General features: G+C 70.3%; 19 protein-coding genes. 9 read left to right on the top strand and 10 right to left on the bottom strand.

The genetic code is table 11. The features are described from left to right. Positions 1–251: 251 nt before the first annotated feature. From N4G70_RS09445 to N4G70_RS37005, 7 genes are all read right to left on the bottom strand, one after another. Positions 252–1,409 (bottom strand): oxygenase MpaB family protein, encoded by a 1,158-nt coding sequence (locus N4G70_RS09445; RefSeq protein WP_261712050.1) that lies wholly within the window; start codon positions 1,407–1,409, stop codon positions 252–254. Between the two features lie 79 nt (positions 1,410–1,488). Continuing rightward, on the bottom strand, positions 1,489–2,541 hold the full coding sequence (locus N4G70_RS09440) for a polyprenyl synthetase family protein (protein WP_261712049.1): 1,053 nt from the start codon (positions 2,539–2,541) through the stop codon (positions 1,489–1,491). Further along, positions 2,534–2,812, bottom strand: a complete 279-nt coding sequence (locus N4G70_RS09435) for a polyprenyl synthetase (RefSeq protein WP_261712048.1) — start codon at positions 2,810–2,812, stop codon at positions 2,534–2,536. The genes N4G70_RS09440 and N4G70_RS09435 overlap by 8 nt, the downstream gene beginning before the upstream one ends. Positions 2,813–2,980: 168 nt before the next feature. Continuing rightward, positions 2,981–3,583 carry a hypothetical protein gene (locus N4G70_RS09430; RefSeq protein WP_261712047.1) on the bottom strand — a complete coding sequence of 201 codons (603 nt, stop codon included), beginning with the start codon at positions 3,581–3,583 and terminating at the stop codon, positions 2,981–2,983. 337 nt (positions 3,584–3,920) lie between these two features. Further along, entirely contained in the window at positions 3,921–5,645 is a 1,725-nt protein-coding gene (locus N4G70_RS09425; RefSeq protein WP_261712046.1) for an acyl-CoA dehydrogenase family protein, read from the bottom strand. Positions 5,646–5,880: 235 nt separating this feature from the next. After that, a complete protein-coding gene (locus N4G70_RS09420; protein WP_261712045.1) occupies positions 5,881–6,438 on the bottom strand; it encodes a PadR family transcriptional regulator in 558 nt (185 codons plus the stop codon). 315 nt (positions 6,439–6,753) lie between these two features. Continuing rightward, complete coding sequence (locus tag N4G70_RS37005; RefSeq protein WP_315904236.1) at positions 6,754–7,506, bottom strand: ASCH domain-containing protein; 753 nt, start codon at positions 7,504–7,506, stop codon at positions 6,754–6,756. Positions 7,507–7,937: 431 nt separating this feature from the next. Between N4G70_RS37005 and N4G70_RS09405 the strand changes: the two genes are divergently transcribed. Beyond that, positions 7,938–8,450: a hypothetical protein gene (locus N4G70_RS09405; RefSeq protein WP_261712044.1), complete on the top strand. Its 513-nt coding sequence runs from the start codon at positions 7,938–7,940 to the stop codon at positions 8,448–8,450. Between the two features lie 283 nt (positions 8,451–8,733). Here the strand turns inward: N4G70_RS09405 and N4G70_RS09400 are convergent, their stop codons facing one another. Continuing rightward, positions 8,734–10,539: a coagulation factor 5/8 type domain-containing protein gene (locus N4G70_RS09400; protein ID WP_261712043.1), complete on the bottom strand. Its 1,806-nt coding sequence runs from the start codon at positions 10,537–10,539 to the stop codon at positions 8,734–8,736. 380 nt (positions 10,540–10,919) lie between these two features. On the opposite strand from N4G70_RS09400, the gene N4G70_RS09395 reads away from it, so the two are divergent. The 8 genes from N4G70_RS09395 (at position 10,920) to N4G70_RS09360 (ending at position 22,460) form a co-directional block, all read left to right on the top strand. Continuing rightward, entirely contained in the window at positions 10,920–12,032 is a 1,113-nt protein-coding gene (locus N4G70_RS09395; protein WP_261712042.1) for a DUF1996 domain-containing protein, read from the top strand. Positions 12,033–12,128: 96 nt separating this feature from the next. Beyond that, positions 12,129–13,883, top strand: coding sequence for a discoidin domain-containing protein (locus N4G70_RS09390; protein ID WP_261712040.1), 1,755 nt, complete (start codon positions 12,129–12,131; stop codon positions 13,881–13,883). 46 nt (positions 13,884–13,929) lie between these two features. Next, positions 13,930–16,371: a glycoside hydrolase family 3 C-terminal domain-containing protein gene (locus tag N4G70_RS09385; RefSeq protein WP_261712039.1), complete on the top strand. Its 2,442-nt coding sequence runs from the start codon at positions 13,930–13,932 to the stop codon at positions 16,369–16,371. A 99-nt stretch (positions 16,372–16,470) separates the two neighbouring features. After that, positions 16,471–17,511 (top strand): LacI family DNA-binding transcriptional regulator, encoded by a 1,041-nt coding sequence (locus N4G70_RS09380; RefSeq protein WP_261712038.1) that lies wholly within the window; start codon positions 16,471–16,473, stop codon positions 17,509–17,511. Positions 17,512–17,856: 345 nt separating this feature from the next. Beyond that, complete coding sequence (locus N4G70_RS09375; RefSeq protein WP_261712037.1) at positions 17,857–19,173, top strand: ABC transporter substrate-binding protein; 1,317 nt, start codon at positions 17,857–17,859, stop codon at positions 19,171–19,173. Between the two features lie 14 nt (positions 19,174–19,187). Then, positions 19,188–20,180, top strand: a complete 993-nt coding sequence (locus N4G70_RS09370; protein WP_261712036.1) for a carbohydrate ABC transporter permease — start codon at positions 19,188–19,190, stop codon at positions 20,178–20,180. Next, positions 20,173–21,066, top strand: coding sequence for a carbohydrate ABC transporter permease (locus N4G70_RS09365; protein WP_261712035.1), 894 nt, complete (start codon positions 20,173–20,175; stop codon positions 21,064–21,066). Before N4G70_RS09370 ends, N4G70_RS09365 begins: the two co-directional genes overlap by 8 nt. A 29-nt stretch (positions 21,067–21,095) precedes the next feature. After that, positions 21,096–22,460 carry a GH1 family beta-glucosidase gene (locus N4G70_RS09360; RefSeq protein ID WP_261712034.1) on the top strand — a complete coding sequence of 455 codons (1,365 nt, stop codon included), beginning with the start codon at positions 21,096–21,098 and terminating at the stop codon, positions 22,458–22,460. 54 nt (positions 22,461–22,514) lie between these two features. Here N4G70_RS09360 and N4G70_RS09355 read toward each other — a convergent pair whose 3' ends face one another. Then, positions 22,515–24,386: a carbohydrate-binding module family 20 domain-containing protein gene (locus N4G70_RS09355; protein WP_261712033.1), complete on the bottom strand. Its 1,872-nt coding sequence runs from the start codon at positions 24,384–24,386 to the stop codon at positions 22,515–22,517. A 407-nt stretch (positions 24,387–24,793) separates the two neighbouring features. Next, positions 24,794–25,375 (bottom strand): DUF11 domain-containing protein, encoded by a 582-nt coding sequence (locus tag N4G70_RS09350; protein ID WP_261712032.1) that lies wholly within the window; start codon positions 25,373–25,375, stop codon positions 24,794–24,796. Positions 25,376–25,528 lie beyond the last annotated feature (153 nt).

Raw genomic sequence — 25,528 nt, 5'->3', positions numbered from 1 at the left:
GTCCCGTGTCCGGTCTCCGGCTCGGTGATCCTCGTCCCGGTCGCTACGGCAGTCACAGCCACTCCCCTCCTCGGCCCCCGTACAGATAACAGTCCTCCTGCGCCTGCCCCTAACTCTGCGATCCATTCACCGGTTCTCCAAAATTTTGTCGCCGCGGTCCCAGGAGGCGACCTCCGTACCTCGGGCACACCGTCAGAGCGGGGCGCGGGGCCGCACCGCGGGGCCGTCGAGGTGTCGCCTGGCCCCCGCCTTCACACCGTGGCGGCCGGCGGGGTCCATCGCTGGGTGCGGGGCATCGCGTCGGTGATGCCGTACTCCTTCTTGAGCTGCTCGGGGATGGCGTAGTGCATGACGCGGCCACGGGTGAGGGAGGACAGCTCCAGGACGGAGGTGAGGTGGCCGAGGCGGTCGAGCGCCCAGGCGCCGAGGGGGGACCGGTCCTCGATGGTCTCCAGTACGCCGAGGAGGTGGGGCACGGCCTTGACGACGGTGTCCCAGCGGGTGCGCGGCACCTGGAGCCAGTCGGCGCAGGTGTCGCCGACGAGGTGGCGGATGAGCGCCGAGACGATGGGGTCGAAGAAGGTCCCCGGCACGATCTCCTCGTAGAGGTCGATGAGCTGGCGGGTCAGCTGGGTGCCTTCGTCGGACGGTCCCATGAAGCGGACCATGTACAGATCGAGGAACTGGCGTGCGTCGTCGAGGGACTTGGGGACGGCATCCTGATCGATCCCGAGCATGGCTCCCACCACGCGCCAGGCGTAGTAGTACGCTTCCGCGCCCTCCGTCGACATGTGGATGCCGAGCCGGTGCAGGCTGTCCAGGACGAGCAGCGAGAAGAACATCTGGCCGCCGATCATGTCCTCCTGGCAGATCGGCGTCCCGAGCGCCTCGGTGTCCCAGAGTCCCTCCCGTTCGAGGTGATGGCGGATGGAGGCGTGCAGCAGCCGGACCTTCTGGGCGGCCGGGATGAAACGACTGCCGGCCTCGAAGGCGTCGGGCTGCATGAGGTAGACGGTGAACTGACCGGTCTCCGCCATCCGCTTGGACGGGTACTTCAGCCCATGGGTGGCCGACAGCAGTTTCGCCACGTGCGGGACGACGTAGCACGCGGGCATGGAGGCGAAGGACAGGGCGGTGGAGATGTGCACGTTGTTGTCGATGAAGAACAGCCGGGCCTTCTCCATCTCCCCCCAGTCCACCCACGCGGGCGGCACGCTGGTGGCCTGGAGGTACTCGCGGGCCACATCGGGCAGCCCCTCGGGCAGGGGGGCGCCCACCGTGGAGACGTATCGCATCAGGGTGTTGAACTTGCCGACCTCCCCGCGTTCGAAGAGCGTGGCGACGGTGGCGTCGGCGAGTTCGTCACCGGCCGTCCGCAGGGCGTCCATTGACGCCTCGGTGTAGGTCACGACGGGGCTCCTTGTCATGCACGGTCGGCCGCGAGGACCGGGGCGTCGGCCGCCGCCGCGCCCGTCCTCGCGGTACGGGTCAGGACAGACGGACCGCGGCCGAACGGGCCAGCTCGGTCAGCGCGGCGGCGGCGGGCGCGGGGGCGTTCAGCTCGCGCAGAACGCCCAGGGCCTCCTCGACCCGCTCGGTGATCATGGTTTCGACGCGGTCGGGGGCCTTCAGGCGGCACATCATCGCGCGGACCTCGTCCAGGCCGTCCGCGTCCAGATCGTGACTGCCCAGGAGCGCGGCAAGACGCTCGCGCTCCTCGTCCCCGGCCAGGCGCCAGGTCTCCGCGAGGAGCGCCGTGGGCCGGTGGCCGCGTACGTCGTCGGCGTTGGCCTTGCCGGTGCGTTCCGGGTCGCCGAACAGGCCGAGCAGGTCGTCCCTGAGCTGGAACGCCTCGCCGAGCGGCAGCCCGTACGCGGAGTATCCCGCGCGCAGCCGCTCGCCGGCCCCGGCCAGGGCGCCCCCGATCAGCAGGGGTTGCTCGACGGTGTACTTGGCGGTCTTGTACCGGATCACCTTGAGCGACTCCGTGGTGTCCGGCCTGTCTCCGGTACGCAGGATCTCCAGGCACTCCCCCGCGATCAGCTCCCTGGCGAGCACCGACCAGAGCGGGCGGGCCCGCGCCAGATAGGCGGCGGGCAGACCGCTGGTGGCGAAGAGCTGCCCCGCCAGCGACATGAGCAGATCGCCGACGAGCATCGCGAGTGATCTGGCGTCGGCGGTGGCATGCGGACGACGGCGTACGACACCGCGCAACGCGATGTGCGCCGTGGGGCGACCGTGCCTCAGGGGGCTGTCGTCGATGAGGTCGTCATGGACGACGGCGGCCGCGTGCACCAGCTCCATCGAGGCCGCCGCACGCAGCAGCGCGTCACTGTCCGGCTGCCCTCCCGCGCGCCAGCCCCAGTAGCAGAACGCCGCGCGCAGCCGTTTTCCGTCGGCGACGGCCGCCTCGACCTGGTCGGCGACCGGGCCGAGGAGCGGATCGATCGCCGCCAACTGCTCGGCCTCCTGCGCCACGAAGTGGTGCACCGCCTCGTCGACGCGGGCCTTGAACGCGGCCGGTTCCCACCGGTCAGGCATCGCCGGACGCCCGCCGGGCCAGGGCGTGCCGGGCGAGGAGCTCCAGGTGGGGCGGCGGGGCCGAGGCGTAACGGTCCAACACCAGGCGTCCGCGCGCCAGTAGCTCGTTCTCGGCCTCCGCGGCGAGGTCGGCCGCGTCCGAGCGACGCAGGAGCCCCCGCACCGTCCCGAGGGCCGAACCCAGAGTGCTCACCGCCAGATCGGCGAGCCCGGCGGCCAGTAACACCGCCTGCTCGTCCAGGCCCCCACGTCGTCCCGTTTCCCGCGCCATCCGCTTCTCCACCCACACCGCATCCGGGCGGCGCCCGTCGCACGCCGTCCGGACCAGCATCGCGGCACGTCCGGCCGGGGGCCGGTGGAACTCACGATTGAGTGATCACCTCGCTTGTCCGTACGGGCCACGTGGTGCGCGGAATGGCCTCGGCAAGGGCGACTCCCTCTAATACGGCGCGCCCGGGAAGAGCAGGCTGCCGTGGTGGCGCGGGCGGTCGCCGCGTTCGTACGCCGCCTCCGAACGGTCGGCGGGTGCCGAGCGCGGGGCGAGGGCACGCAGGGTGCTCAGGCCCGCCAGCACCTCCTCCCGGTGGGCCGCCGCTTTCATCCACGCCGGGAGCCGGGCGAACATCCCCCGCGTCGGCGAGGCGTGACGCACCCGCAGCCGGGCGCCCACGAAGGCGGCGAGAGCGTCGACGTGTTCCTCGTTGTAGGCCCACAGGATCCGTCCCGCGCAGCGGGTCTGGAGCCACAGCGGCCGCCGGAAGAAGGGGTCCTCGGTACCCCCCGGCACCACACCGACCAAGCCTCCGTCCCGCTCCTCGGCCGTCCAGTCCGCGGTCGCGCCGCACGTGGCGCAGCACAGACGGCGAGGCTGGAACAGCAGGTGGCTGGAGTACCGCGAGGCGTCGAGGCCGGGCCGGGGAACGACGAGCGCACGACCACCGCACTTGGGGCAGACCACGAGCACATGATCGGTGAACCGCACGAGCCACATGCCGTAGTCGTGGTGACGGAGCGGTGCGGAGTGTGCCGGCTCGGAACTCATACCGACCACCCTGCCATGCGCCCCCACCCCGGACGCACGCGATCCGGGCTACCCGGAGCCCCTCCCCAAGCCGTCGGCCCGTCGTGCCCTGGTGTGCAGTTCATCCTTCGCGGGCGGCCAACTGCCTTAGCTGGATGAGGAGTTCGCGCGCGCCCTGCCGACCAGTGAGGGGCGCCCACGTCGGTGACCTCGGTGGACCGGTACTCCGCGGTCGGGTAGGGCGCCCGCGGCCGGGGGGGCGGCAGGCGGTTGCGTAGCGGGGACGGGCCGGGGGCCGACCAGTGCCGCGTCGTGGGGCGGGGGCGCTGGTCGGGCCCGGGGAGAGGCGTCTCTACGGTCAGGGCGCCATCTCGTAGGCGCCCGCGAGCGCCTCGACGCGTGCCCAGACGCGCGCCGAGCGGGCGCCGTCGACGACAGGGCGCCGGACCGCTCCGATCGCCCAGCCCTGCTGTTCCGGGGTGGCCGAGTCCTTGCCGTGCAGTTCGACCGCGTGCGCGGAGAAGTCGCGTACGAGGACGGCGAAGAGTTCGTCGAGCACGTCCTGGTCGAGCCCCGTCAGACGCGCCTGCTCCAGGATGAGCTGGCCGTGCACGACCAGCGCGAAGAGCTGGCCGACGGCGAGCAGCAGGTCGAGGTCGCGGCTCTGCTCCTCGTCGGGGGCGGCCGTGGTGACGAACTCGCAGAGCGCGTCGGCCTGTTCGCGGAAGCGGGCGACGTTGGGCACCTCGGCGTACGCGTCGTACGCCGTGCGCCAGTCGTGGAACCGTACGGAGCCCAGACCCCGCGCCGGACCCTGCTGGAAGAGGAAGGTGTCGTCGGCCGCGTCGAGGCGGGTCGGCACGGGGGCGTACTCGGCCGGGTTCAGCAGGTGGTTGCGCATGAACTTCAGGATCAGCGCGAGGTTGACGTGGACCGTGCCCTCCAGCTTCGGCAGGCCGCGGATCTCTACGGCGGCCTGGGCGAAGTAGGTGTCCTTCTCGAAGCCCTTGGCCGCGATCACGTCCCACATCAGGTCGATGACCTTCTCGCCCTCCGTGGTCACCTTCATCTTCGTCATGGGGTTGAAGAGCAGGTACCGGCGGTCGTCGGGACCGGCCGAGCGGAAGTAGTCCACGGCGCGGTCGCTGAACAGCTTCATGCCGACGAGGCGTACGTAGGCGTCGGTCAACTCACGCCGCACGTGCGGGAAGGCGGTGACCGGGCGGCCGTACAGGATGCGGTTCTGGGCGTGGGTCACGGCCTCGTACATCGCGTGCTCGCAGATGCCGATCGAGGCGGTGCACAGGTTGAACTTGCCGACGTTGACCGTGTTGAGGGCGGCGTCGAAAGCGGCACGACCGGAGTGCAGGACGTCCTCGGCCGCGACGGGGTAGTTCGCCAGCCGGAACTCACTGACGTACTTCGAGGAGTCGACGACGTTCTTCACCAGGTGGTACGCCTCGTGACGGCTGTCGGCGGCGAAGAACACATAGCCGTCGGGGCCCTCGATGTCGGTGCGGCGGCCGAACACGGAGACGAGCCCGGCGGCGTTGCCGTTGCCGATGTAGTACTTGCTGCCGGTGGCCCGGAACCCGCCGTCGCCGTCCGGCTCCAGGAGCATGTCGGTGGAGTAGATGTCCGCGCCGTGGGTCTTCTCCGACAGGCCGAACGCGAACACCTCACCCTGCGCGAGGAGTTCGGCGGCGCGGGCGCGTGCCGTGGCGTTGTCGCTCTGCCAGACCGGGCCGAGACCCAGGATGGTCACCTGCCAGGCGTACCAGTAGTCGAGGCCGTAGAACCCGAAGATCTCGTTCAGGGCGGCGATCCGGGCGGTGTCCCAGCGCTTGTCCTCATTCCCCGGCCCAGCGGCGGCGGCCGGGGTGAGGAAGGTCGCGAAGAGGCCTTCCTTGGCGGAGAACGCGAGGAAGTCGGCAAGCCAGGCGCGGGAGCGGTAGTCCTCGATCAGCTTGCGCTTGCCACGCTGCTCGAACCAGTCGACGGTCGCGCGCAGCAGCCTGCGCGTCTCGGGGTCGAAGTGCGTCGGGTCGTAGGTGCTGGGGTTGAACAGCAGCGGGTCGGCCATGGCCATGTGCCTTTCGGGACTGGGGAGTTGATGAGGGGCGGGCAGAAGTCAGGGAGCGGGCGGGACGCCGTGGGCGTGGGCGCGGGGTATCGGGTGCGGGGTGCGGGCGTACGTCGCCGGCGGTTCGGCCGGGCGGCCCCGATGGCGGCCGCGGTCACGGTCGCGGTGACGGTCGCGGTCACGATGCCGGTTCGGGTTCCGGTGCCGGAAGCGGTCGCAGGCACGGCGCCTCCGCCTAGCGGCCTTGGGCGCCGAGCCGGTGCAGCGTGGCGATCACGTCGTCGAGCCAGGCGAGTGTCATCTGTTCGTACGCGATGCCGCCGCGCAGCACGACGTGCTGGAGCTCGCGGCCGACATCGGGGGCGGGAGCGTCGGGCCCCGTGAAGTCGCGCACCTCTCCCGCCCGGTAGTGGGCGAGGCGGTCGGTGTGGGCCTGGCGATGCCGCTCCACCTCGCGCAGCAGCGCGGCCGGGTCGTCGAAGGCCGCACCGCGGATCTTGACGGCGAGTTCGTGGCGCACGCTCTCGGGTTCGATCGGCTCGTGCAGCCACTGCGAGAGCGCGGCCCGACCGGGCGCGGCGACCGAATACTCCTTCTTGTCCGGCCGGCTCTGCTGCGCCACCTCTCGCGGCTCGACCCAGCCGTCGTTCTCCATCCGCTTGAGGATGCGGTAGATCTGCTGGTGTGTGGCCGCCCAGAAGTAGCCGATGGACCGGTCGAAGCGTCGGGCCAGCTCGTAACCGGAGCCCGGCTTCTCCAGCAGGGAGACGAGAATCGCGTGCTCAAGCGCCATACCCGAATCCTTCTATGCAACTCGTTGCATAGACAAGCGGCAGCGGCCAGGTGAGACACGGCTCACCCGAGGCGTGCCTCAAGCACTCCATCTGCCCAAGGAACACTGGACTTGTCGTGCTGCGCCGTCTGAGTTGGCGGCTGGGGGGCCGGTCGGCGCCGGTGAGGGGGCCGGTCGGCGCCGGTGAGGGGGCCGGACGGCGCCGACGTGGGGGCTGGCGGACGGTACTCACTTCGGGCGGCGGCGCTGCCTGTAGCTGCGGGGTCCGTGCTCGTCGTCACCTTGCGACCCCGTCGTCGCTGGTGCCGCGGTGGTTTACGCGGCGCCTGTCTTGTCGTTGATCTGGAAGGTGATGACGTCGACTTCGTCGGTTCCCGCCAGGTCCGGGTAGTGGCCCTTGAGGATTTCCCGGAGTTCGGTTGCGGTGGTCAGACCCTCGGCTTGGGCGTCCTGGTCGGTGAGGTCGCCGACCCGGCAGTGCCTGATGTCGGTCACCTCTGCCGGCAGGACGACTTCCGGGTCGCTCTCGAACACCAGCCGTGCCGGGCCGAGCCGGGCCGGGTCCCGGAAGCGGGTGGTCTTGGTCTTGGCGCCGGAGCGGACGGCTTCGAGATAGCGGGGGTTGAACCGGATGATCGGGGGGCCGTCCGTCTCTGGGTCTTGGTACAGCGACGGGTCGAGACCGTCCATGCCTTCCGGGGTCCATCGCTGAGTCAGCGGCATCAAGTCGGCGGCGAGAACGGACCTGGGCCCCGCGGGCGTGGGCACGATCACGCGCATGGTGGGGTAGTAGTCCACGAAGACCTGCCGATCGCGCCCGCACGGGCCGACGACCCCGCGCCCGTGGTTTCCCACGGCAACGATGCAGCGCATCTGGCGGGCGCCCTGGGCCCGTGCGGCTCCCAGAGCCACGAGTTCGGCGCAGGGGCCGCCGGTGAAGTGGTAAAGGTTCACGCCGGCGAACATCCGGTAGTCGGCGGCCATGACCGCGGCGCCCATCGTGTGGATCCCGTCTTCGTCGGGCCCGGCGTCGGTATGCGCGTCTATGGTGCGGCGTGCCAGCTCCACGAGCTCACGCTCGTCATCATCGAGAGGTCGTGCGGATGACGGTACGTACACGATGCCAGCCTTCTCTTGAGTCAGCAGTCACCGAAGATCATTCCACGCCACACAGGTGGGCTCCACGGGATTTCGACCTGCCTTGACCGAGCTTCCGGGTCTTGGGCTTTCCCCGGGGCTTGCTGCACAATGCGTCGCCAGGCGGCGGCTACACGTGTAATGCGTGCCCCGCAGGCTCGGCCACGCGTGCGGTCAGCTTCACGGCCATGACGTCCTTACCCTTTACCGGTACCTATCGGAAGCCGACACCAGCACCCATGGAGGGTGCACGCGTTACACGACGGGGACAGCGTCGGCGCTTCCCCCGTAGACGTGGTCCGGCGGCGGCCAGAGGGGAGCCGATCAATGACCGGGCTGACGCCCATAGCAGGATGATCCCCATGCAACGTATCGAGTTCATCACCTACACGTCCGCACGCCTGTGGGGCATTCGCGTCGACGGGACCGACCTCCGTGTCCACGCGGCAGACGTCACCCGGCCCCTGTGGCTGCGCGAGGAGAGCCCTTATGAGAGCACTCCGGAGGACACGGAGAAATTCCTGTTCCACCAGTACGCCGGGATGATGGAGTCCACGATCCGCACCCCTGCGCTCCACTTTCTCGGCGACGCCACGCCAAACACGCGGCACACACCGACGGGCGCGATCGCGGTGCTGGGCTGCTCCTGCGGCATATGGGAGTGCTGGCCCCTGCTCACCCGAATCACCGCGACGGCCGAGACCGTCACATGGTCCGACTTCCGCCAACCCCACCGCCCGGCGTGGGGCGACCTCGCCATGGGGCCCTTCGTCTTCCCTCGACCCGCTTACGAGAACGCCCTCGCACACACCGTCCACTTCGACGAGGATCCGCTCACGACCCTGCCGCCACCCGGCGCGGTCACCGGGACGTGACCTCCCCCCGACCCGCAGGACACAACCCAGAGGACGCATTACCGGCCGGAGTGGGTAACCGAGGGATGACGCCCACCCCGCCCGATCCCGCTCGACCCCGTCGGCGCGGAGCAGGCGTGTAACGACGCCGCCGATCGCGCCCCCTTCGTCTCAATACGCCTACGCCTCCACGTCGGTGACGGTCAAGCACCCCGAGCCCTCCCCCCGGCCCGCCAGTACGGCTCCGCCCCGCGTGACGGCCTCACCGGCCCTTTCCCCCGGGAGGGAGAGGGCCGGTCCGGGTTCACGGGTACGCGACCACCGTGGACGGTGTCGTCGAGGTGCCCGATGTCGGCGCCCCCACTTCGTTGATGACGTGCTCGTACTGTCCGTTGCCGCCGAGCGAGACCACCAGGACGTCGTGGAACTTCACCCCCGCCGTGTTCGGGGCGGCGAATCCGTGGTGCTGCACGATGCCGGGGTCAGCGGTGTAATTGCAGTAGCTGCCGAGCCCCCACGCCTCGTGCGAGGTCACGTTGCCGGCCACCTTGTAGGCGGCGTAACCCCTGACGTTGCCGTCCTGGACGGCGGCCTGGTTGGGGGCGTCGTAGGCCTTCTCGTTCTGGAAGAAGATGGTGCGGCCCCGCTGGCCGAACCACTGCACGTCGTACTTGTTGAAATGCTCCACGAACAGGCCGGTGCACAGCACGTCGTCGCCGTTCACGACCACCCCGTAGTCGGCGCGGTTGGTGTCCCAGCCGACGCCCGTGCCGTGGTCGGCGCGCCAGACCCAGGTGTGGTCGACGACGGTGTTGCGGTTGTTGATGACCATGCTGGTGGTGGCCTTGCCGGCGCCCGCGCCGCCGACGCGTACGAACACGTCCTGCACGGTGGTGGGGTTGGCCGAATGGTCGCGCGAGGCGCCGCTGGGGCCGACCTCCAGCAGAGTGCGGGAGTTGACCGGCCCGGCGTCGATGAGGAACCCGGCCAGCCGCACGCCGTCCACGTCGGCGACGCGCAGCGCGGTGACTCCGTTGTCCGGCACGATCGTCGCGTACCCGAGTCCCAGGACGACGGTGTTGTCCCGGTTGACCTGGATGGGCTGGTCGACGTGGTAGATGCCCGGGGTCAGCAGCAGATGGAGGCCCTGCGCCAGCGCCTGGTTGAGGGTGGCCGCGCTCACGCCGGGCTTGGCCACGTAGAACTGCGACAGGGACAGCGATGTACCCCTGGGGGTTCCGTTTCCCCAGGTGACACCGCGGGCGTTGGTGCGCTTCTCCGGCAGGAAGACACGGAACTCGCTGCCATTGAGGTACAGGAACGGCTTCTCGCGGGAGACGGGCGTCGTGTCCAGTGTGGTGTACGGAGGGTTGGGGAAGCTCTGCGCGGGGGCGCCCTGCACACCGGAGAACACCATGTTCCACACGGCGTTGACCCAGCCGCCGACCACGCTGTCGCGGGTGTACCACTGCTGCTGCGAGTACGGTCCGACCTGGCCGTCGACGCGGCAGTCGGCGATGTAGCCGCCGCTGGCCCAACCGTAGCCGGACGGCGCCAGGTTGAGGCCGCCGCGCACATGCATCCGGCGGAACGGAGCGGCCTGGGCGACGGCCCAGCGGTTGGTGCCGTTGACCGGAACGAGGGCCAGATTCTCGGCGGAGCGCCAGAAGTTCTGGGTGGCGTTGCCGTTGGCCCAGCCCGCGTCGACCGTGACGTCGCCGTTGATGGTGGTGTCGTCCGGTGAGAGGCCGAGCCCGGCGATGGAGGTGTAGAAGCCGATCTGGGCGTTGAGTCCGCTGTAGGTGCCGGGCTTGAACAGCAGGGCGTAGCGGCCGGTGCCGAACTGGGCCGCCTCCTGGCGGTGGAAGATGTCGTCGAGTTTGGCCTGGATGCCGGGTGTGGACGGGTCGAAGACCAGGACGTTGGGGCCGAGGTCTCCTCCGCCGGGCAGGGCGCGCGGCGCGACGGACGCGGGGGACGCCGAGGCAGGGGTGGCCAGGCCCGTCATCAGGGGTGCCGAAGCGGCGGCCGCGGCGACGGCGCCGAGCACGGTGCGGCGCGCGACCGTGGACGGGCGGGGGGCGGGGGATTCGGGCGGAACTGGGGGCATCGGGCGACTCTCCTGGTTCAAGAGGTGAACGTAGGGGGGCGGGGGAGCGCTCTCTCGCCGGGGAATGCTTCATCCAGTCGAAGGCATCGTCAAGGGGTGCGGCAGAAATCTCCGGAGGCAGTGTTCACAGGTCGTCATCTTCGGCCGGGTGAATCGCAGTTCGGGTGATGTGCGTCAACTGCCTTGGTGCGTCCGGCCATTGGGTTCACCTGGAAGCCCGGAGAGCGGCCCTCCCTTTCTGCTGCCACATCCCTTGACACCTTCGCTTCGACGCCCCGAGACTCCAGTGCGGGAGAGCGCTCTCCCGGCTACCGGCCGGTGAACTCGCGCAGCCGGTGGCCCGCTCTGCCTCCCCATCCCCCACCTCTCAGGAGGTCTCCATGCCACGGAGATCGAAGCTCCTCTCCGGCACGTTGATCGCGAGTGCGGTCCTGCTGACCACGCTCGGTCTGGGCGGCGTCGCCGCCGGATTCGACACCCCCGCGGCCGGCACCACGGCCGGCGCTCCGGTCACGCCCGCCCACGCGGACCACGCCATGGCGGCCATGGCGGCCATGCCCGCGTCCACCGTGAGTTCGCCCGAGGACCCCGACGGCGATGGCTACATCCTGGCGAACCCGCAGGTCACCGGCGTATCCCCATCCACACAGGATCCCCCGCACCGCTACTTCCACGAGTTCCAGGCCAACTGCTCGGTGACCCACACGGCCCCGGACGACCCGATCGTCTATCCGCAGCAGCCCGGCAAGTCCCACGACCACACGTTCATGGGCAACACCACGACCAACGCGAACACCACCACGGCATCGCTGAACGCGGGCTCCACGACCTGCAAGGCCCCCGGGGACAAGTCGGGTTACTGGATGCCCAGCATGTTCAACGGCACCCAGAAGATCCTGCCGGTCGGCCCCCAGACGATCTACTACAAGGCCGGTGTCACCGACTACACCAGCGTCCGCCCCTTCCCCAAGGGCCTGCGGTTCGTGGTCGGCAGCCCGATGCAGACGGCCGACGAGTTCCGCAACCACCGCGGCTTCGTCGAGGGCTGGGAGTGCGGTGACAGCTACTTCAACGTCAACTTCCCGGCGAGCTGCCCGAACCGGGCCGACGTACAGCTCAACATCCGCTTCCAGGCGCCCAGTTGCTGGGACGGGAAGTACCTGGACACGCCCGACCACAAGAGCCACATGGCCTATCCCGTGGTCAAGCCCGGCACCAACGACAACATGTGTCCGGCCGACCATCCGGTCGCGCTGCCGATGATCGAGTTCAAGATGGCGTTCCCGGTCAACGGCGATCTGTCCCAGGTGAAGCTGGCGAGCGGTCCGGGCTACTCCTTCCACTACGACTTCTTCAACGCCTGGGACGACGCGACGCTCAAGGCGCTGGTGAACCACTGCGTCGTCGGTGGCCTCCAGTGCGACGCGCGCGGCTACGACCAGACGCACCCCGAGGCGGGCGCGGCCCTGGACGCCAACTACCGGCTGCCCTGAGGCCACCCCCCTCCCCGAACGCCGGCCCGGCCGCCCCGTCGTCCCGCCGCGGCCGGGCCGGCACCCCCTCCCCCACCCCTGTGAAAAGGACCCACCATGAGCCGACCACCGCACACCCGCCCACGCCGTCTGCTGGCCCCCCTGACCGCGGGGGTCCTTGCCGCCGGCGCCCTTGCCGCCCTCCCGGCGACCACCGCCCACGCCGCCGGAAGCGTCGTCAAGGTGACGGGCACGCAAGGCAACTGGCAGCTCGCCGTGGACGGGCGGCCGTACCAGATCAAGGGCCTGACCTGGGGCCCGTCGGTCGCGGACGCCGACAGGTATATGCCCGACCTCCAGTCGATGGGCGTCAACACCATTCGCACCTGGGGCACCGACGCCTCCAGCAAACCGCTCTTCGACTCGGCGGCGGCCCACGGCATCAAGGTCATCGCCGGTTTCTGGCTCCAGCCCGGTGGCGGGCCCGGTTCGGGCGGCTGCGTCAACTACCTCACCGACACCACGTACAAGAACCAGGTACTCGACGAGTTCCCCAAGTGGGTGCAGACCTACAAGGACAATCCCGGGGTGCTGATGTGGGACGTCGGCAACGAGTCCGTGCTCGGGCTCCAGAACTGCTACAGCGGCGACGAGCTGGAGCGGCAGCGCACCGCCTACACCACCCTCGTCAACGACATCACCAAGAAGATCCACGGCATCGACCCGAACCACCCGGTCACCTCGACGGACGCCTGGGTCGGCGCGTGGCCGTACTTCAAGAAGAACGCCCCCGACCTCGACCTGTACGCGGTCAACTCCTACAACGCCGTGTGTGATGTCAAGCCGGCCTGGGAGCAAGGGGGTTACACCAAGCCGTACATCATCACCGAGACCGGGCCGGCCGGCGAGTGGGAGGTGCCCCACGACGCCAACGGGGTGCCCCAGGAACCCACCGACCAGGCGAAGGCCGACGGTTACACCCGGGCGTGGGGCTGCGTCACCGGGCACAGGGGTGTCGCTCTGGGTGCGACCCTGTTCCACTACGGGACGGAGTACGACTTCGGCGGCATCTGGTTCAACCTGCTGCCCGCCGGACAGAAGCGTCTTTCGTACTACGCGGTGAAGCGGGCCTACGGCGCGGACACCTCCCGCGACAACACCCCGCCCGTCATCTCCGCCCTGGACGTCGAGGGCGGTGCCGCCACTGTCCAGGCGGGGCGCGACGCCATCCTGGACGTCCGGGCCACCGACCCCAACGGCGATCCGATCACCTACGAGGTCCTGGACAACAGCAACTACCTCGACGGAAGCAAGCAGTTGGTGTCCCTGCCGTTCACCAACCTCGGTGGCGGCCGGCTGAAGTTCACGGCACCCGACCGGCCCGGTGTCTGGAAGGTCTACGTCAAGACGACCGACGGACACGGCAACGTCGGGGTGGAGACGCGCTCCATCAAGGTGGTGCCGCCCGTGGTGAGCGGCACCAACGTGGCCCGGGGCAAGCCCGCCACCGCGTCGTCCTTCCAGGCGAGCTACGGCGACTGCCCGTGCACGGCGGCGAACGCGGTGGACGGCAACACCACCACCCGCTGGGCCAGCGACTGGAGCGATCCGCAGTGGCTGCGCGTCGACCTCGGCACACGCACGTCCTTCTCCCATGTGCAGCTGCTGTGGGAGGCGTCCTACGCCAAGGCCTACACCATCCAGACCTCGGACGACGGCCAGAACTGGCAGACCGTGCGCACCGTGACCGACGGCAATGGAGGGGTGGACGACTTCGACGTCCATGGCACCGGCCGCTACGTCCGGATCAACGGGACGGCGCGCGGGACGGGTTACGGCTATTCGCTGTACGAGTTCGGCGTCTACAACTGACGCTCCATCACCTTCGGGGTGTGGGGATCGACGAGGAGGGGGCGGGATGAGGGACGAGGACGAGCTCGACCGGCTGATCGACAAACTCACACCGGAGGCGAAGGTCGCGCTGCTCACCGGCGCCGACACCTGGCGCACGGCGGCGGAGCCGGCCGTCGAGCTGCGGCCTTGGGTGATGTCGGACGGTCCGGCCGGGGTGCGCGGCCCCTCGTGGGACGAACGGCGCACGGCGGTGCTGCTGCCCTCGGCCACCGCGCTCGCCGCGACGTGGGACGAGCCGCTCGTCGAGCGGCTCGGCTCGCTCCTCGCCCTGGAGGCGCGGCGCAAGGGCGTGCACGTGGTCCTCGCGCCCAACCTCAATCTGCACCGCAGCCCGCTCGGCGGACGGCACTTCGAGTGCTTCTCGGAGGATCCCGAGCTGACCGGGCGCATGGGGGCCGCCCTGGTGCGGGGCATCCAGGCCCACCAGGTGGCCGCCACGGCCAAGCACTATGTGGCCAACGACTCCGAGACGGACCGGCTGACCGTGGACGTCCGGGTCGACGAGCGGACGCTGCGCGAGGTGTACCTCGCGCCGTTCGAGGCGGCCGTGGCGGCCGGAGTCCGGCTCGTCATGGCGGGCTACAACGCGGTCAACGGCACGACAACGACCGCGAGTTCACTCCTGAACGCACCCTTGCGCACCGAGTGGGGGTTCGCCGGTGTCGTCGTCTCCGACTGGGGAGCGGCGCGCACCACCGGGGAGACCGCGCGGGCCGGGCTCGACCTGGTGATGCCGGGGCCCGAGGGGGTGTGGGGCGGGGCGCTGGTGCGGGCGCTGGAGCGGGGGGAGGTGGACCAGCGTCTCGTGGACGCCAAGGTGCGTCATCTGTTGCGGCAGGCGGACTGGCTGGGCGCGCTCGGCCCGGCTCCCCTTGCCGAGGGCCGCCCGTACCCTCGCCCGGGTGCGGTGCGGTCCCTCGTGCGCAGGGCGGCGGCCGCCGGGACGGTCCTGCTGGCCAATCGGAACGTCCTGCCGCTGGACGCCGAGGGGCTCGCGACGGTGGCCGTCGTCGGCGCCCACGCCGCGCGCACCCGCACCCAGGGCGGTGGCAGCGCCGGCGTGTTCCCCCAGGGCGAGGTCAGTGTTCTGGAGGGCATCCGGGCCCGGCTGCGCGGCCGGGCCACGGTGGTGCATGTGCCGGGGCCCGCGCCCGCCGGACCGCCGCCCGCCCTGGACGGGAGCTGGTGCACCGATCCGGACTCCGGGGCCCCGGGCGTTCTGCTGCGGGTCCTGGCCGCCGACGGAACCGAGCTGTACGCCGAACACCGGGCCTGTGCACGGCAGTTGGAGCCCCCCGTGCCACCCGGCGCCCACACGGTGGAGATCAGGGCGCGGCTGCGACCGCACACCTCGGGCACCTGGACGCTGGGCATCGCCGGATTCGGACGGATGACCCTGCACCTGGACGGAGCCGAACTCCTGGCAGGGGACTTCCCCAAGGACACCGACGACCCGGCCCTGATCCATGTCACTCCGGCGGTCCACCGGGCGGACGCCGAGCTGGTCGCGGGGACTTCTCCGCTCCTCGTCGCGCGCCGCGAACTCGCTCCGGACACCGGTCGCGCGCTGGTCGTGAGCGCCGCGCCGCCCGCCCCCGACACGGCGGCGGCGCTCGATGCCGCCGCGCGGGCGGCACACGCGGCGGACGCGGCGATCGTCGTCGTCGGCACCACGGAGGACGACGAGTGCGAGGGCCGCGACCGTACGCACCTGCGGCTGGGGGCCGACCAGGACGCCCTGGTCCGCGCGGTGGCCGCCGCCAACCCCCGCACGGTGGTGATCGTCAACAGCGGAGGTCCCATCGAGATGCCCTGGCGGCAGGAGGTGGGCGCGCTGCTGCTCGCCTGGTTTCCCGGGCAGGAGGGCGGCTCGGCGCTGGCCGACGTCCTGTTCGGCCGTACGGAACCCGGCGGCCGGCTCCCCACTACGTGGCCCGCCGTCCTAAAGGACGCGCCCGTCATCGACACCCGGCCGCGCGACGGACGCCTCGCCTATACCGAGGGCCCGCACATCGGGCACCGGGGCTGGCTGCGGGCGGGTCGCACACCGGCCTACTGGTTCGGTCATGGGCTGGGTTACACGACGTGGGCCTACGAGGAGGTGAGCGGCCCTTCGTCGGTGCGGGCGGGTGAGTCGTTCACCGTGCGGGTCCGGGTGCGCAACACCGGGGCGCGGGCCGGCCGTGAAGTCGTCCAGGTGTATCTGGCGCGCCCGGGCGCCGCGGTGGCGTACCCCGAGCGGTGGTTCGCGGGGTATACGGCCGTGCGAGCCCGCCCCGGCGAGTCGGTGACCGCGTCGGTGCACGTCCCGGCGCGGGCGCTCCGGCACTGGGACGAGCGGACGGGCCGGTGGCGTACCGAGCCGGGTGTGTGCCGGGTGCTGGCGGGTCCGTCGGCGGGGGACCTGCCGCTGGACCGGGAAGTGGAGCTGACACCCGCCGACTGAGCGGCGCGCGAGAGCGGTGGATCCCGGGTGGGCCGCCCGGCGGAGTGGGAGGGAGAGCGCTCTATACCGTGCCCCCGACGTGCCGTTAAGGTGCGGGGCATGAGCAGGCAGGCCCCCACCCTGGAGGACGTCGCCCGCGAGGCGGGCGTCTCCCGGGCGACCGTGTCCCGGGTCGTCAACGGTGTCCGCAACGTGGATCCGGCGATCCAGGAACAGGTGCAGCGGGCGATCGAGCGGACGGGTTACGCCCCCAACCGGGCGGCCCGTTCGCTGGTGACCCGGCGCGCCGAGACCATCGCCCTGGTGGTGTCCGGAGCGGGGAGCGGCCCGGAGGAGAGCCAAGAGGCTTTCGCCGCCCGGGTGTTCGCCGATCCGTTCTTCGGCAGGGTGGTCGCGGGGGTCGTGGGGTTTCTGCGCCCGCGGTCGATGCACCCGGTCCTGATGTTCGCCGAGTCCGAGGACGACCGGCACGAGGTACTCACCTATCTGCGCCAGGGCCGCGCGGACGGCGCGCTGGTCGTCTCCACCCACGCCGACGACCCGCTGCCCACGCTGCTGGCCGCGGCGAAGCTGCCCACCGTCCTGTTCGCGCGGCCGACGCCGGCGGTTCCGCTGAGCTATGTGGATCTGGACCACCGCGACGGCGGCCGGCTCGCGGCGCTTGCCCTTCTGGAACGTGGCTGCCGCCGGCCGGCGACGGTGACCGGCCCGCTGGCCGTGTCCGCGAGCCGGGAACGTCTCGCGGGGTTCCGCGACACGATGGCGCGTGGTGGCCACCCGTACGTCCCCCTCGCCGAAGGGGGCTTCACGCTGGACAGCGGCATCACCGCCATGACGGCGCTGCTCGCGGAACACCCGGACGTGGACGGGGTGTTCGCGGCCAACGACCTCATGGCCCAGGGTGTCTGCCAGTTGCTGCGGGAGCGGGGGCTGCGGGTGCCGGACGACGTCGCGGTGATCGGGTTCGACGACTCCGGAATCGCCCTGTCCTGCCGTCCTCCGCTGACCACGATCCGTCAGCCGGTCGAGCGGATGGCGGCGGAGATGGCCCGCCTCCTCGACCAGCACATCCGGGGCGAACGCACCGACCCGACGTCCGTGGTCTTCGACCCCGAACTGGTCGTGCGCGAGACCGCGTAACGACGCGGCATCTCTGGCTGCCCCGACTGACGCTGTTCAGGCGTCAGTTGACGGCCCATCAGTGGCGGCCCGGCCGTCCGCCGAAATCCAACCGTTGCAAAACTCCGGCGTGCCCATCGCGTCGCAGGTCACGGGCGATCAGGACAGCGGTGTCCGGGCCCGGCGGCCCGGCCGAACGAGTTCGTTGGGTGAGGCACCCTGCTCTACCTCTTGACGCCTCACTTCCGACGCCGCTTAACTCACGTCTTAAATTAAGCCATGTGGACCTTCAGGAGTCGAACGCCGTACAGGCTTCCCCTGAGGCACCCCCACGGCTTTCCACTCCCGGAAAGGGACACCAGGGCCATGCGCACCATGCGAGCCGCGGCCATAGGCGCCGCCACCCTCTCTCTCGCCCTCACGGCCACGGCCTGCGGAGGCGGTTCGGCCACCGGCGGCGGGTCCAACGACTCGCCCAAGACGCTCACTTACTGGGCCTCGAACCAGGGCGCCAGCATCTCGGCGGACGAGAAGATCCTCCGGCCCGAGCTCGACAAGTTCGAGAAGCAGACGGGCATCAAGGTGAAGCTGGAGGTCGTGCCCTGGTCGGATCTGCTGAACCGGATCCTGACCGCGACCACCTCGGGCCAGGGCCCGGACGTGATGAACATCGGCAACAGCTGGAGCGCCTCCCTCCAGGCGACCGGTGCGCTGCTGCCGTGGGACGCGGCGAACTTCGCCAAGATCGGCGGCAAGGACCGGTTCGTCGACTCCGCCCTCGGCTCGACCGGCGCCGCCGGCAAGGACCCGGCCGCCGTCCCGCTCTACTCGATGGCGTACGCGCTCTACTACAACAAGCAGGCCTTCACCGAGGCGGGCATCAGCAAGCCGCCCGTCACCTGGGACGAGTTGGTCGCCGACGGCAAGAAGATCGAGGCCACCGGCAGGAACGGTCTGGGGGCCGAGGGCTCCAACCTGTCGAACAACATCCACCAGGTCTTCGTCCTGGCCAAGCAGCACGGCGCCGACTTCTTCACCACGGACGGCAAGCCCAGCTTCACCGGCGAGGGGACGGTCGCGGCCGTCAAGCAGTACGTCGATTTGATGGCGAAGGACAGGATCGTCAATCAGAGCAACGCCGAGTACGCCCAGAACCAGTCCCTGAGCGACTTCGCCAAGGGAAAGACGGGGATGGTGCTGTGGCAGACCGCCTCGGCCACCTTCAAGTCGATGGGCATGAAGGACTCCGAGTGGGGCGTGACGGCCGCGCCCGTCCAGTCCGGGGCGCCCGGCAGCGGGGCCCAGACCAACTCGATGGTGGCCGGCATCAACATGGCCGTCTTCAAGAACACCCACAACCTCGACGGCGCCGCGCGGTTCGTGAAGTTCATGACCAGCGACGAGGAGCAGAAGCTGCTCAACGCCACCTACGGCTCCATTCCCCCGGTCAAGGCCGCCCAGTTGGACGCGGCGTTCAACTCCCAGGGCACCGCGGTGCTCCGCCAGACCCTGGCGGCCAGTGCGCAGGCGCTGCCGCAGGTCGCCGACGAGTCCCAGTTCGAGACGGCCGTGGGCACGGCGGTGAAGGACCTGTTCGCCGACGCGGCGGCCGGCAGGGCGGTGACCACCGAATCGGTACGGGCCAAGCTGCAAAAGGCCCAGCAGCAGATGCCCGCGAAGTGAGGGCCGGCAGCCTCATGACGACCACGGCCCCTCCCGCGGACACGCGGCCGGCGCCCGAGCACTCCCCCGGGGCGGCGCGCGGCCCGCGCCGCCCCGGGCGGATCAGGCGCATCGGACTGCCCTATCTGCTCCTGCTGCCCGCGCTCCTCCTCGAACTCCTCGTCCATCTGGTGCCGATGGTCATCGGCGTCACCATGAGCTTCAAGGAGCTCACCCAGTTCTACATCCGCGAATGGGGCGCCGCCCCCTGGTCCGGCACCGACAACTACCGCCTGGCGGTGGACTTCCACGGCGCGGTCGGCGAGGCCCTGCTGCACTCCTTCCTCGTCACGGTGGTCTTCACCCTGCTGTCCGTGAGCCTGTGCTGGCTGATCGGCACCGCGGCGGCCGTCTACATGCAGGACGCCTTCCGCGGCCGAGGTCTGCTGCGGACCGTGTTCCTGGTGCCGTACGCGCTGCCGGTGTACGCGGCCGTCATCACCTGGGCGTTCATGTTCCAGCACGACAACGGCCTGGTGAACCACGTGCTGCACGACCAGTTGCACCTGACGGACAAGCCCTCCTTCTGGCTCATCGGCGACAACAGCTTCTACGCGCTGCTGACCGTGTCGGTGTGGAAGGGCTGGCCGTTCGCGTTCCTCATCGTGATGGCCGGCCTCCAGAACATCCCGAGGGAGCTGTACGAGGCCGCCGCGCTGGACGGAGCGGGGATGTGGCAGCAGATCCGCCGCATCACCCTCCCCTCGCTGCGCCCGGTCAACCAGGTGCTCGTGCTGGTGCTGTTCCTGTGGACGTTCAACGACTTCAACACGCCGTACGTCCTGTTCGGCAAGTCGGCGCCCGCGGCCGCCGACCTGATCTCCATCCACATCTACCAGTCGTCGTTCGTCACCTGGAACTTCGGCACCGGCTCGGCGATGTCCGTCCTGCTGCTGCTGTTCCTGCTGGTCGTGACGGGCGCCTATCTGCTGCTCACCTCCCGAGGAAGGAGGACGGCCGATGTCTAGCACCGCCGAGGCGCCCCGGCCGCCCGTTCGCCCGGCCCCCTCGCCCATGGCGCCGCCGCGCTCCTTCCTGTGGTCCCGGCGCGTCTTCCTCACCCTGCTCGCGGGCTTCGTGCTGCTGCCCGTCTACGTCATGGTGTCCAGCTCGCTCAAGCCCCTTCAGGACGTCTCCGGCACGTTCCGCTGGGTGCCCAGCGGCCTGACGATCCGCCCGTACATCGACATCTGGTCGACCGTCCCGCTCGCGCGGTACTTCGTGAACTCGCTGCTCGTGGCGGGCTCCGCCACCGTCTGCTCGGTGATCATCGCGGTGTTCGCGGCGTACGCGGTCAGCCGGTACTCCTTCCGCGGCAAGCGGGTCTTCACGGTCACCGTGCTGTCCACGCAGATGTTCCCGGGCATCCTGTTCCTGCTCCCCCTCTTCCTGATCTACGTCAACATCGGCAACGCCACCGGAGTGGCCCTGTTCGGCTCGCGCGGCGGCCTGATCCTGACGTACCTCACCTTCTCGCTGCCGTTCTCCATCTGGATGCTGATCGGCTACTTCGACTCGGTGCCGCGCGATCTGGACGAGGCGGCCCTGGTGGACGGCTGCGGGCCGCTCGGCGCGCTGTTCCGCGTCGTGGTGCCGGCCGCCATCCCCGGCATCGTCGCGGTCGCCGTCTACGCCTTCATGACCGCCTGGGGCGAAGTCCTGTTCGCGTCCGTCATGACCAATGACGAAACCCGCACCCTCGCCGTGGGACTCCAGGGCTACTCCACGCTCAACGACGTGTACTGGAACCAGATCATGGCCGCCTCGCTCGTGGTGAGCGTCCCCGTGGTCGCGGGATTCCTGCTGCTTCAGCGCTACCTCGTCACCGGTCTGACGGCGGGCGCCGTCAAGTGACCAACACCCTTACCCGGAAAGGGACTTCCGTGTCCGCACCGATCGACCTCGCCGCACTTCCGCACGACTTCCTGTGGGGCACGGCCACCTCGGCCTACCAGATCGAGGGGGCCGTCGACGAGGACGGCCGAGCGCCGTCCATCTGGGACACCTTCTCCCACACCCCCGGAAGGATCGACAACGACGACCACGGGGACACCGCGTGCGACCACTACCACCGCTGGCCGCAGGACGTGTCGCTGATGCGCCAACTGGGCGTGGACGCCTACCGGTTGTCCATCGCGTGGCCCCGCGTGGTGCCGGGCGGCGACGGCGCGGTCAACGCCAAGGGCCTCGACTTCTACGACCGGCTGATCGACGGCCTCCTCGCGGCCGGGATCACCCCGTCCGCCACCCTCTACCACTGGGACCTCCCGCAGCTCCTCCAGGACCGGGGCGGGTGGCCCGAGCGGGAGACCGCCGAGCACTTCGCCGCGTACGCCTCGATCGTCGCCGAGCGCCTGGGCGACCGGGTGTCCCACTGGGCCACCCTCAACGAGCCGCTGTGCTCGGCCTGGATCGGGCACCTGGAAGGCAGGATGGCTCCCGGCCTCACCGACCTGACCGCGGCGGTCCGTGCCTCCTACCACCTCCTGCTGGGCCACGGCCTCGCCACGCAGGCCGTCCGGGCGGCGGCGCCGGGCGCGGAGATCGGCGTCGTCAACAACCTCTCGCCCGTGCACGCGGCCACCGACCGCCCCGAGGACCGGGCCGCCGCACGGCGGGTGGACGGCCACGTCAACCGCTGGTGGCTGGACCCCGTCCACGGCCGCGGCTTCCCCGCCGACATGCGCGAGGTGTACGGCGTGGACCTGCCCGAGCGGCCGGGCGACCTGGACGCCATCGCCGCCCCGCTCGACTGGCTGGGCCTCAACTACTACTTCCCGGCCTACGTCGTCGACGACCCGAACGGGCCGGTCCCCCACGGCCGTTCGATCCGCCGGGAGGACGTGCCGCGTACCGGCATGGACTGGGAGATCGAGGCGGAGGGCATCGAGTCCCTGCTCATGCGCCTCACCGACGAGTACGGCGCGCGCAAGATCTACGTCACGGAGAACGGCTCGTCCTTCCCCGACGTGGTCCGGTCCGACGGGTCCATCGACGACCCGGAGCGCACGGACTACCTGGAGCGCCACCTGGCGGCCTGCGCCTCCGCGGTCCGCCGGGGCGCCCCGCTCGCCGGCTACTTCGCCTGGTCGCTCCTGGACAACTTCGAGTGGGCGTACGGCTACGACAAGCGCTTCGGCCTGGTCCATGTCGACTACCGCACGCAGGCCCGCACCATCAAGTCCAGCGGCCACCGCTACGCGGATCTGATCCGGGCCCACCGCGCGCTGCACAGCCGGGCCGCGTGAACGTCCGGTTCCGGGCGCCGCGGCCATCGGGTCACGGCGCCCCTCCCCGGGCGGCTACTTCCAGGTGTCGTCGAGGGTCTCGGAACCGGAGGCCGCGGCGGTGTGGACGCGGTTGGCGCCGGACTCCCACGTGACGTTCCCCGAGCCGTCCTTGACGATGTACTTGTACTCGAAGCGCGTGCTTGCCGGGATGCCGACGGTGGCGGACCACACGGGGTAGGACGCGGAGGAGAGGGCGACGGCCGTGTTCGGGTCCCAGTTGCCGAGGGCCGGGATCGAGCCGACCACGTACACGTTCTGGCCCCAGACGGTGGACTTGGTCTCGTGGAAGGTTTCGGCGACCGTGCCGGACGTCGTGGGCGAGGGGGTCGGCGGCGGTGTCGGGCAGCCGCTCGTGCACGAGGTGCCCGTCCCGTACAGCGCCACCGCGTCACCCGCGCCGACCGTGACCGTGGCCTGCCCCGAGGAGGTGACCGTCACCGCGGGTCCCGAGCAGCCGCCCGAGGTGGCCGGGGCTCCGTGAATGACGTCGCAGTACGTTCCCGCCGCGAGGCCGGTGCTGAAGGTCTGGGTGAGTGCGCTGCCACCGTTGTTGATGGCGACCCAGGCCGCCTTGCCCCGGCTGAACGCGATGGCGTTGCCGCCGTTGTCCCACCAGTTGGCCACGCCCTGGCCCTTGGCGGCGTTGTGCCAGCCCACCATGTTGGCGATGCCCTGGTCGCGGTCGGTACAGGTCCACGCGCCCGAGGAGCAGTCGGTGTCGGTGACATGGCCGCCCGCGTCGGCGGGCGGGGAGTCGTCGCCGTTGGTGAAGCGGAACCCGGAGTGGACCTGCGGGGTGCCGTAGCCCCAGGCGAGTTCGAAGATGTGGGCCAGGACGTACTTGGAGCCGTCCTTGTAGTTCAGCGTGCTGTTGTCGCGTTCCAGGTCGTGGTTGGTCACCATGACCGCGGACTTGTCGCTCGGCTCAAGGCCCCAACTCTGTCCGAAGGTACGCAAGTTGGCGATGCTGCCGTTGAACTGGTCCTTCAGTTTGTGGGCGTAGGTGAACTCCAGGACGCTGCCGTTGCCCTCGAAGGCGCTGGGCGCGAGCTGTCCGGTGCCACCCGGGATGACCTCTTGGTAGACGTAGGGGCGGCCGCCCCAGCGGGTGTCGCCGACCTTGCCGAGGATGGCAGCCATGTCGGCCTGCGCGATGTGCTTGGCGGCGTCCACCCGGAAGCCGTCGACGCCGTATCCCACCAGCTTGTTGAGATACCCGGCGATCTTCGAGCGGACGTCGTCCTTCTCGGTGTACAGGTCGGACAGCGACACCAGTTGACACTCCTGGACCTGCTGCGCGCTGTTCCAGTCGTTGATGGTGTTCCCGGCGTTGGGACAGTTGGCCGGGTAGTCGTGGAAGCTGGAGCGGTCGTAGCCGATGCTGCCGTAGGAGTAGGCCGACGGGTTGAAGCCGGCGCCGCCGTAGGAGTCGGTGCTGGTCTGGTTGGCACCGGCGGTGTGGTTGATGACCGCGTCCGCGTACACCTTGACGCCCGCGTTGTGGCAGGCCGTCACCATGGCGGCGAACTGCGCCTCCGTGCCCATGCGGCTGTTCAGGTCGTAACCCACCGGCTGGTAGACGTCCCACCAGGGGTGGGTGCCGTTGCCGAGCCGGATCGAGTCCCCGGGCGGAGCGACCTGGACGGCTCCGTACCCCTTGGGGCCGAGCACAGTCGTACATTCCTGACCGACCGACTTCCAGTTCCACTCGAAGAGGTTGGCGATCACGTCGCCGCCGTTGGCGGTGGCGGCCTGTGCCGTGCCCTGGAAGGCGACGGGCAGGATCGCCCCGGCGAGCAGTGCTCCGGCGGCGAGCAGCGTCGCCGAGGCGCGGCGGCGGGTGAGCGGTGGCGCACAGGGCGCGGGGCTCGTTGGTGCGGACATGGCGGCTCCCTGAACTGGTGGGGGCAGCGTCGGTCCGCACCGTGGCGGCGGCCATGGGGAGGTGGCTGCCCGGCGTGGTCCGGCTGCGGGGAGGTGACCCGTGGTGTCGGCCGACACCACGGCTCCGCACAACCCGCCTGCCGCCGGCACCCCGCGCGCCGGGTCCGTCACGAGGCGTGACGAACCCGGCGCTCGGGTGTCCCGTGCCGAACACCGGCCACCCGCGCCGGCGTTGGGCGCGGGTGACCGCCGAAGCGGCCGGGCTGGGTTGCGTGAGGAAGACCATCCCTCCGCGGCCGATACCCCGTCAAGAGTTGACGCAAAAACATTCAGAAACTTGCAGCAAGTTCTTCACTCGGCTCCACCACCCTCGCCACCAGCGGCCGCTCCGCGCCGTGGAGCGCAGGTCAGGCGATCCGGGTCCGCACCGTCGCGGTGTTGTTGGAGGTGGTCTGCTCGGGGGACGAGGTGGTCGCCTTGGTGACGAGCTGGACCGTGCCACCCCCGTACGACGGCCCGACGCCCGCTATCTGGAGGCGCACGGTCTGGCCCGGCTTGAGCGCGTCGGCGGTCACCACGATCCGGCCGTCACTGCCCAGCGTGGCGTGGGCGGCGCCCTGGCTGATGCGGTGGGCGCGGTGCTGGATGCCGTTGGGCAGCGTGGTGACCGCACGCACGTTGTGGGCCGTGGACTTGCCGGAGTTGGTGATCACCACCGACCACAGCTGCTCCTCGTTGTGGTCGATGTGCGCGGGACCGGACGCGGTGACGGCGACATCGGCCCGGTTGTGCGCGGGCACCTTCGGCGTCCAGGCGTCGCCGTAGTCCTTGTTGTACTTCTTCGTCCAGTTGTCGCTGTAGTGGCCGGTGTAACCGTTGCCGTTGACCCACGCGTCGCCGTAGTCGGGTCCGTACGCGGCGGACGCCGGGCCGGCCACGGCGAGGGACACCCCCGCGACGGCGGTGGTGACGATCGCGGCGGCGGCCACGCGGTGACGCAGGGTGCGAGTCGGCCGGGAGAACATCAAGGGACAACCTCTCGAAGGTCGGAGTCATGGGTGTCGCCGCCCCCGTGGAGCGGCACCGTCCAGCCTGGTCCACTCCCGCCCCGCCCCCCTTCGCCACACGTCCTCGATCCGCGG

This window comes from Streptomyces sp. ASQP_92 (genome assembly GCF_025399895.1).
Classification (GTDB): Bacteria; Actinomycetota; Actinomycetes; order Streptomycetales; family Streptomycetaceae; genus Streptomyces.
The sequence above is the reverse complement of the archived record's forward strand: the minus strand, read 5'-3'. Positions and strand labels throughout refer to the sequence as shown.

Coding starts and splice junctions, on each gene's coding strand:
- N4G70_RS09440 (WP_261712049.1), bottom strand. CDS start 2,541: ATGCCTGACCGGTGGGAACCGGCCGCGTTCAAGGCCCGCGTCGACGAG.
- N4G70_RS09435 (WP_261712048.1), bottom strand. CDS start 2,812: ATGGCGCGGGAAACGGGACGACGTGGGGGCCTGGACGAGCAGGCGGTG.
- N4G70_RS09430 (WP_261712047.1), bottom strand. CDS start 3,583: ATGAGTTCCGAGCCGGCACACTCCGCACCGCTCCGTCACCACGACTAC.
- N4G70_RS09425 (WP_261712046.1), bottom strand. CDS start 5,645: ATGGCCGACCCGCTGCTGTTCAACCCCAGCACCTACGACCCGACGCAC.
- N4G70_RS09420 (WP_261712045.1), bottom strand. CDS start 6,438: ATGGCGCTTGAGCACGCGATTCTCGTCTCCCTGCTGGAGAAGCCGGGC.
- N4G70_RS09405 (WP_261712044.1), top strand. CDS start 7,938: ATGCAACGTATCGAGTTCATCACCTACACGTCCGCACGCCTGTGGGGC.
- N4G70_RS09400 (WP_261712043.1), bottom strand. CDS start 10,539: ATGCCCCCAGTTCCGCCCGAATCCCCCGCCCCCCGCCCGTCCACGGTC.
- N4G70_RS09395 (WP_261712042.1), top strand. CDS start 10,920: ATGCCACGGAGATCGAAGCTCCTCTCCGGCACGTTGATCGCGAGTGCG.
- N4G70_RS09390 (WP_261712040.1), top strand. CDS start 12,129: ATGAGCCGACCACCGCACACCCGCCCACGCCGTCTGCTGGCCCCCCTG.
- N4G70_RS09385 (WP_261712039.1), top strand. CDS start 13,930: ATGAGGGACGAGGACGAGCTCGACCGGCTGATCGACAAACTCACACCG.
- N4G70_RS09380 (WP_261712038.1), top strand. CDS start 16,471: ATGAGCAGGCAGGCCCCCACCCTGGAGGACGTCGCCCGCGAGGCGGGC.
- N4G70_RS09375 (WP_261712037.1), top strand. CDS start 17,857: ATGCGCACCATGCGAGCCGCGGCCATAGGCGCCGCCACCCTCTCTCTC.
- N4G70_RS09370 (WP_261712036.1), top strand. CDS start 19,188: ATGACGACCACGGCCCCTCCCGCGGACACGCGGCCGGCGCCCGAGCAC.
- N4G70_RS09365 (WP_261712035.1), top strand. CDS start 20,173: ATGTCTAGCACCGCCGAGGCGCCCCGGCCGCCCGTTCGCCCGGCCCCC.
- N4G70_RS09355 (WP_261712033.1), bottom strand. CDS start 24,386: ATGTCCGCACCAACGAGCCCCGCGCCCTGTGCGCCACCGCTCACCCGC.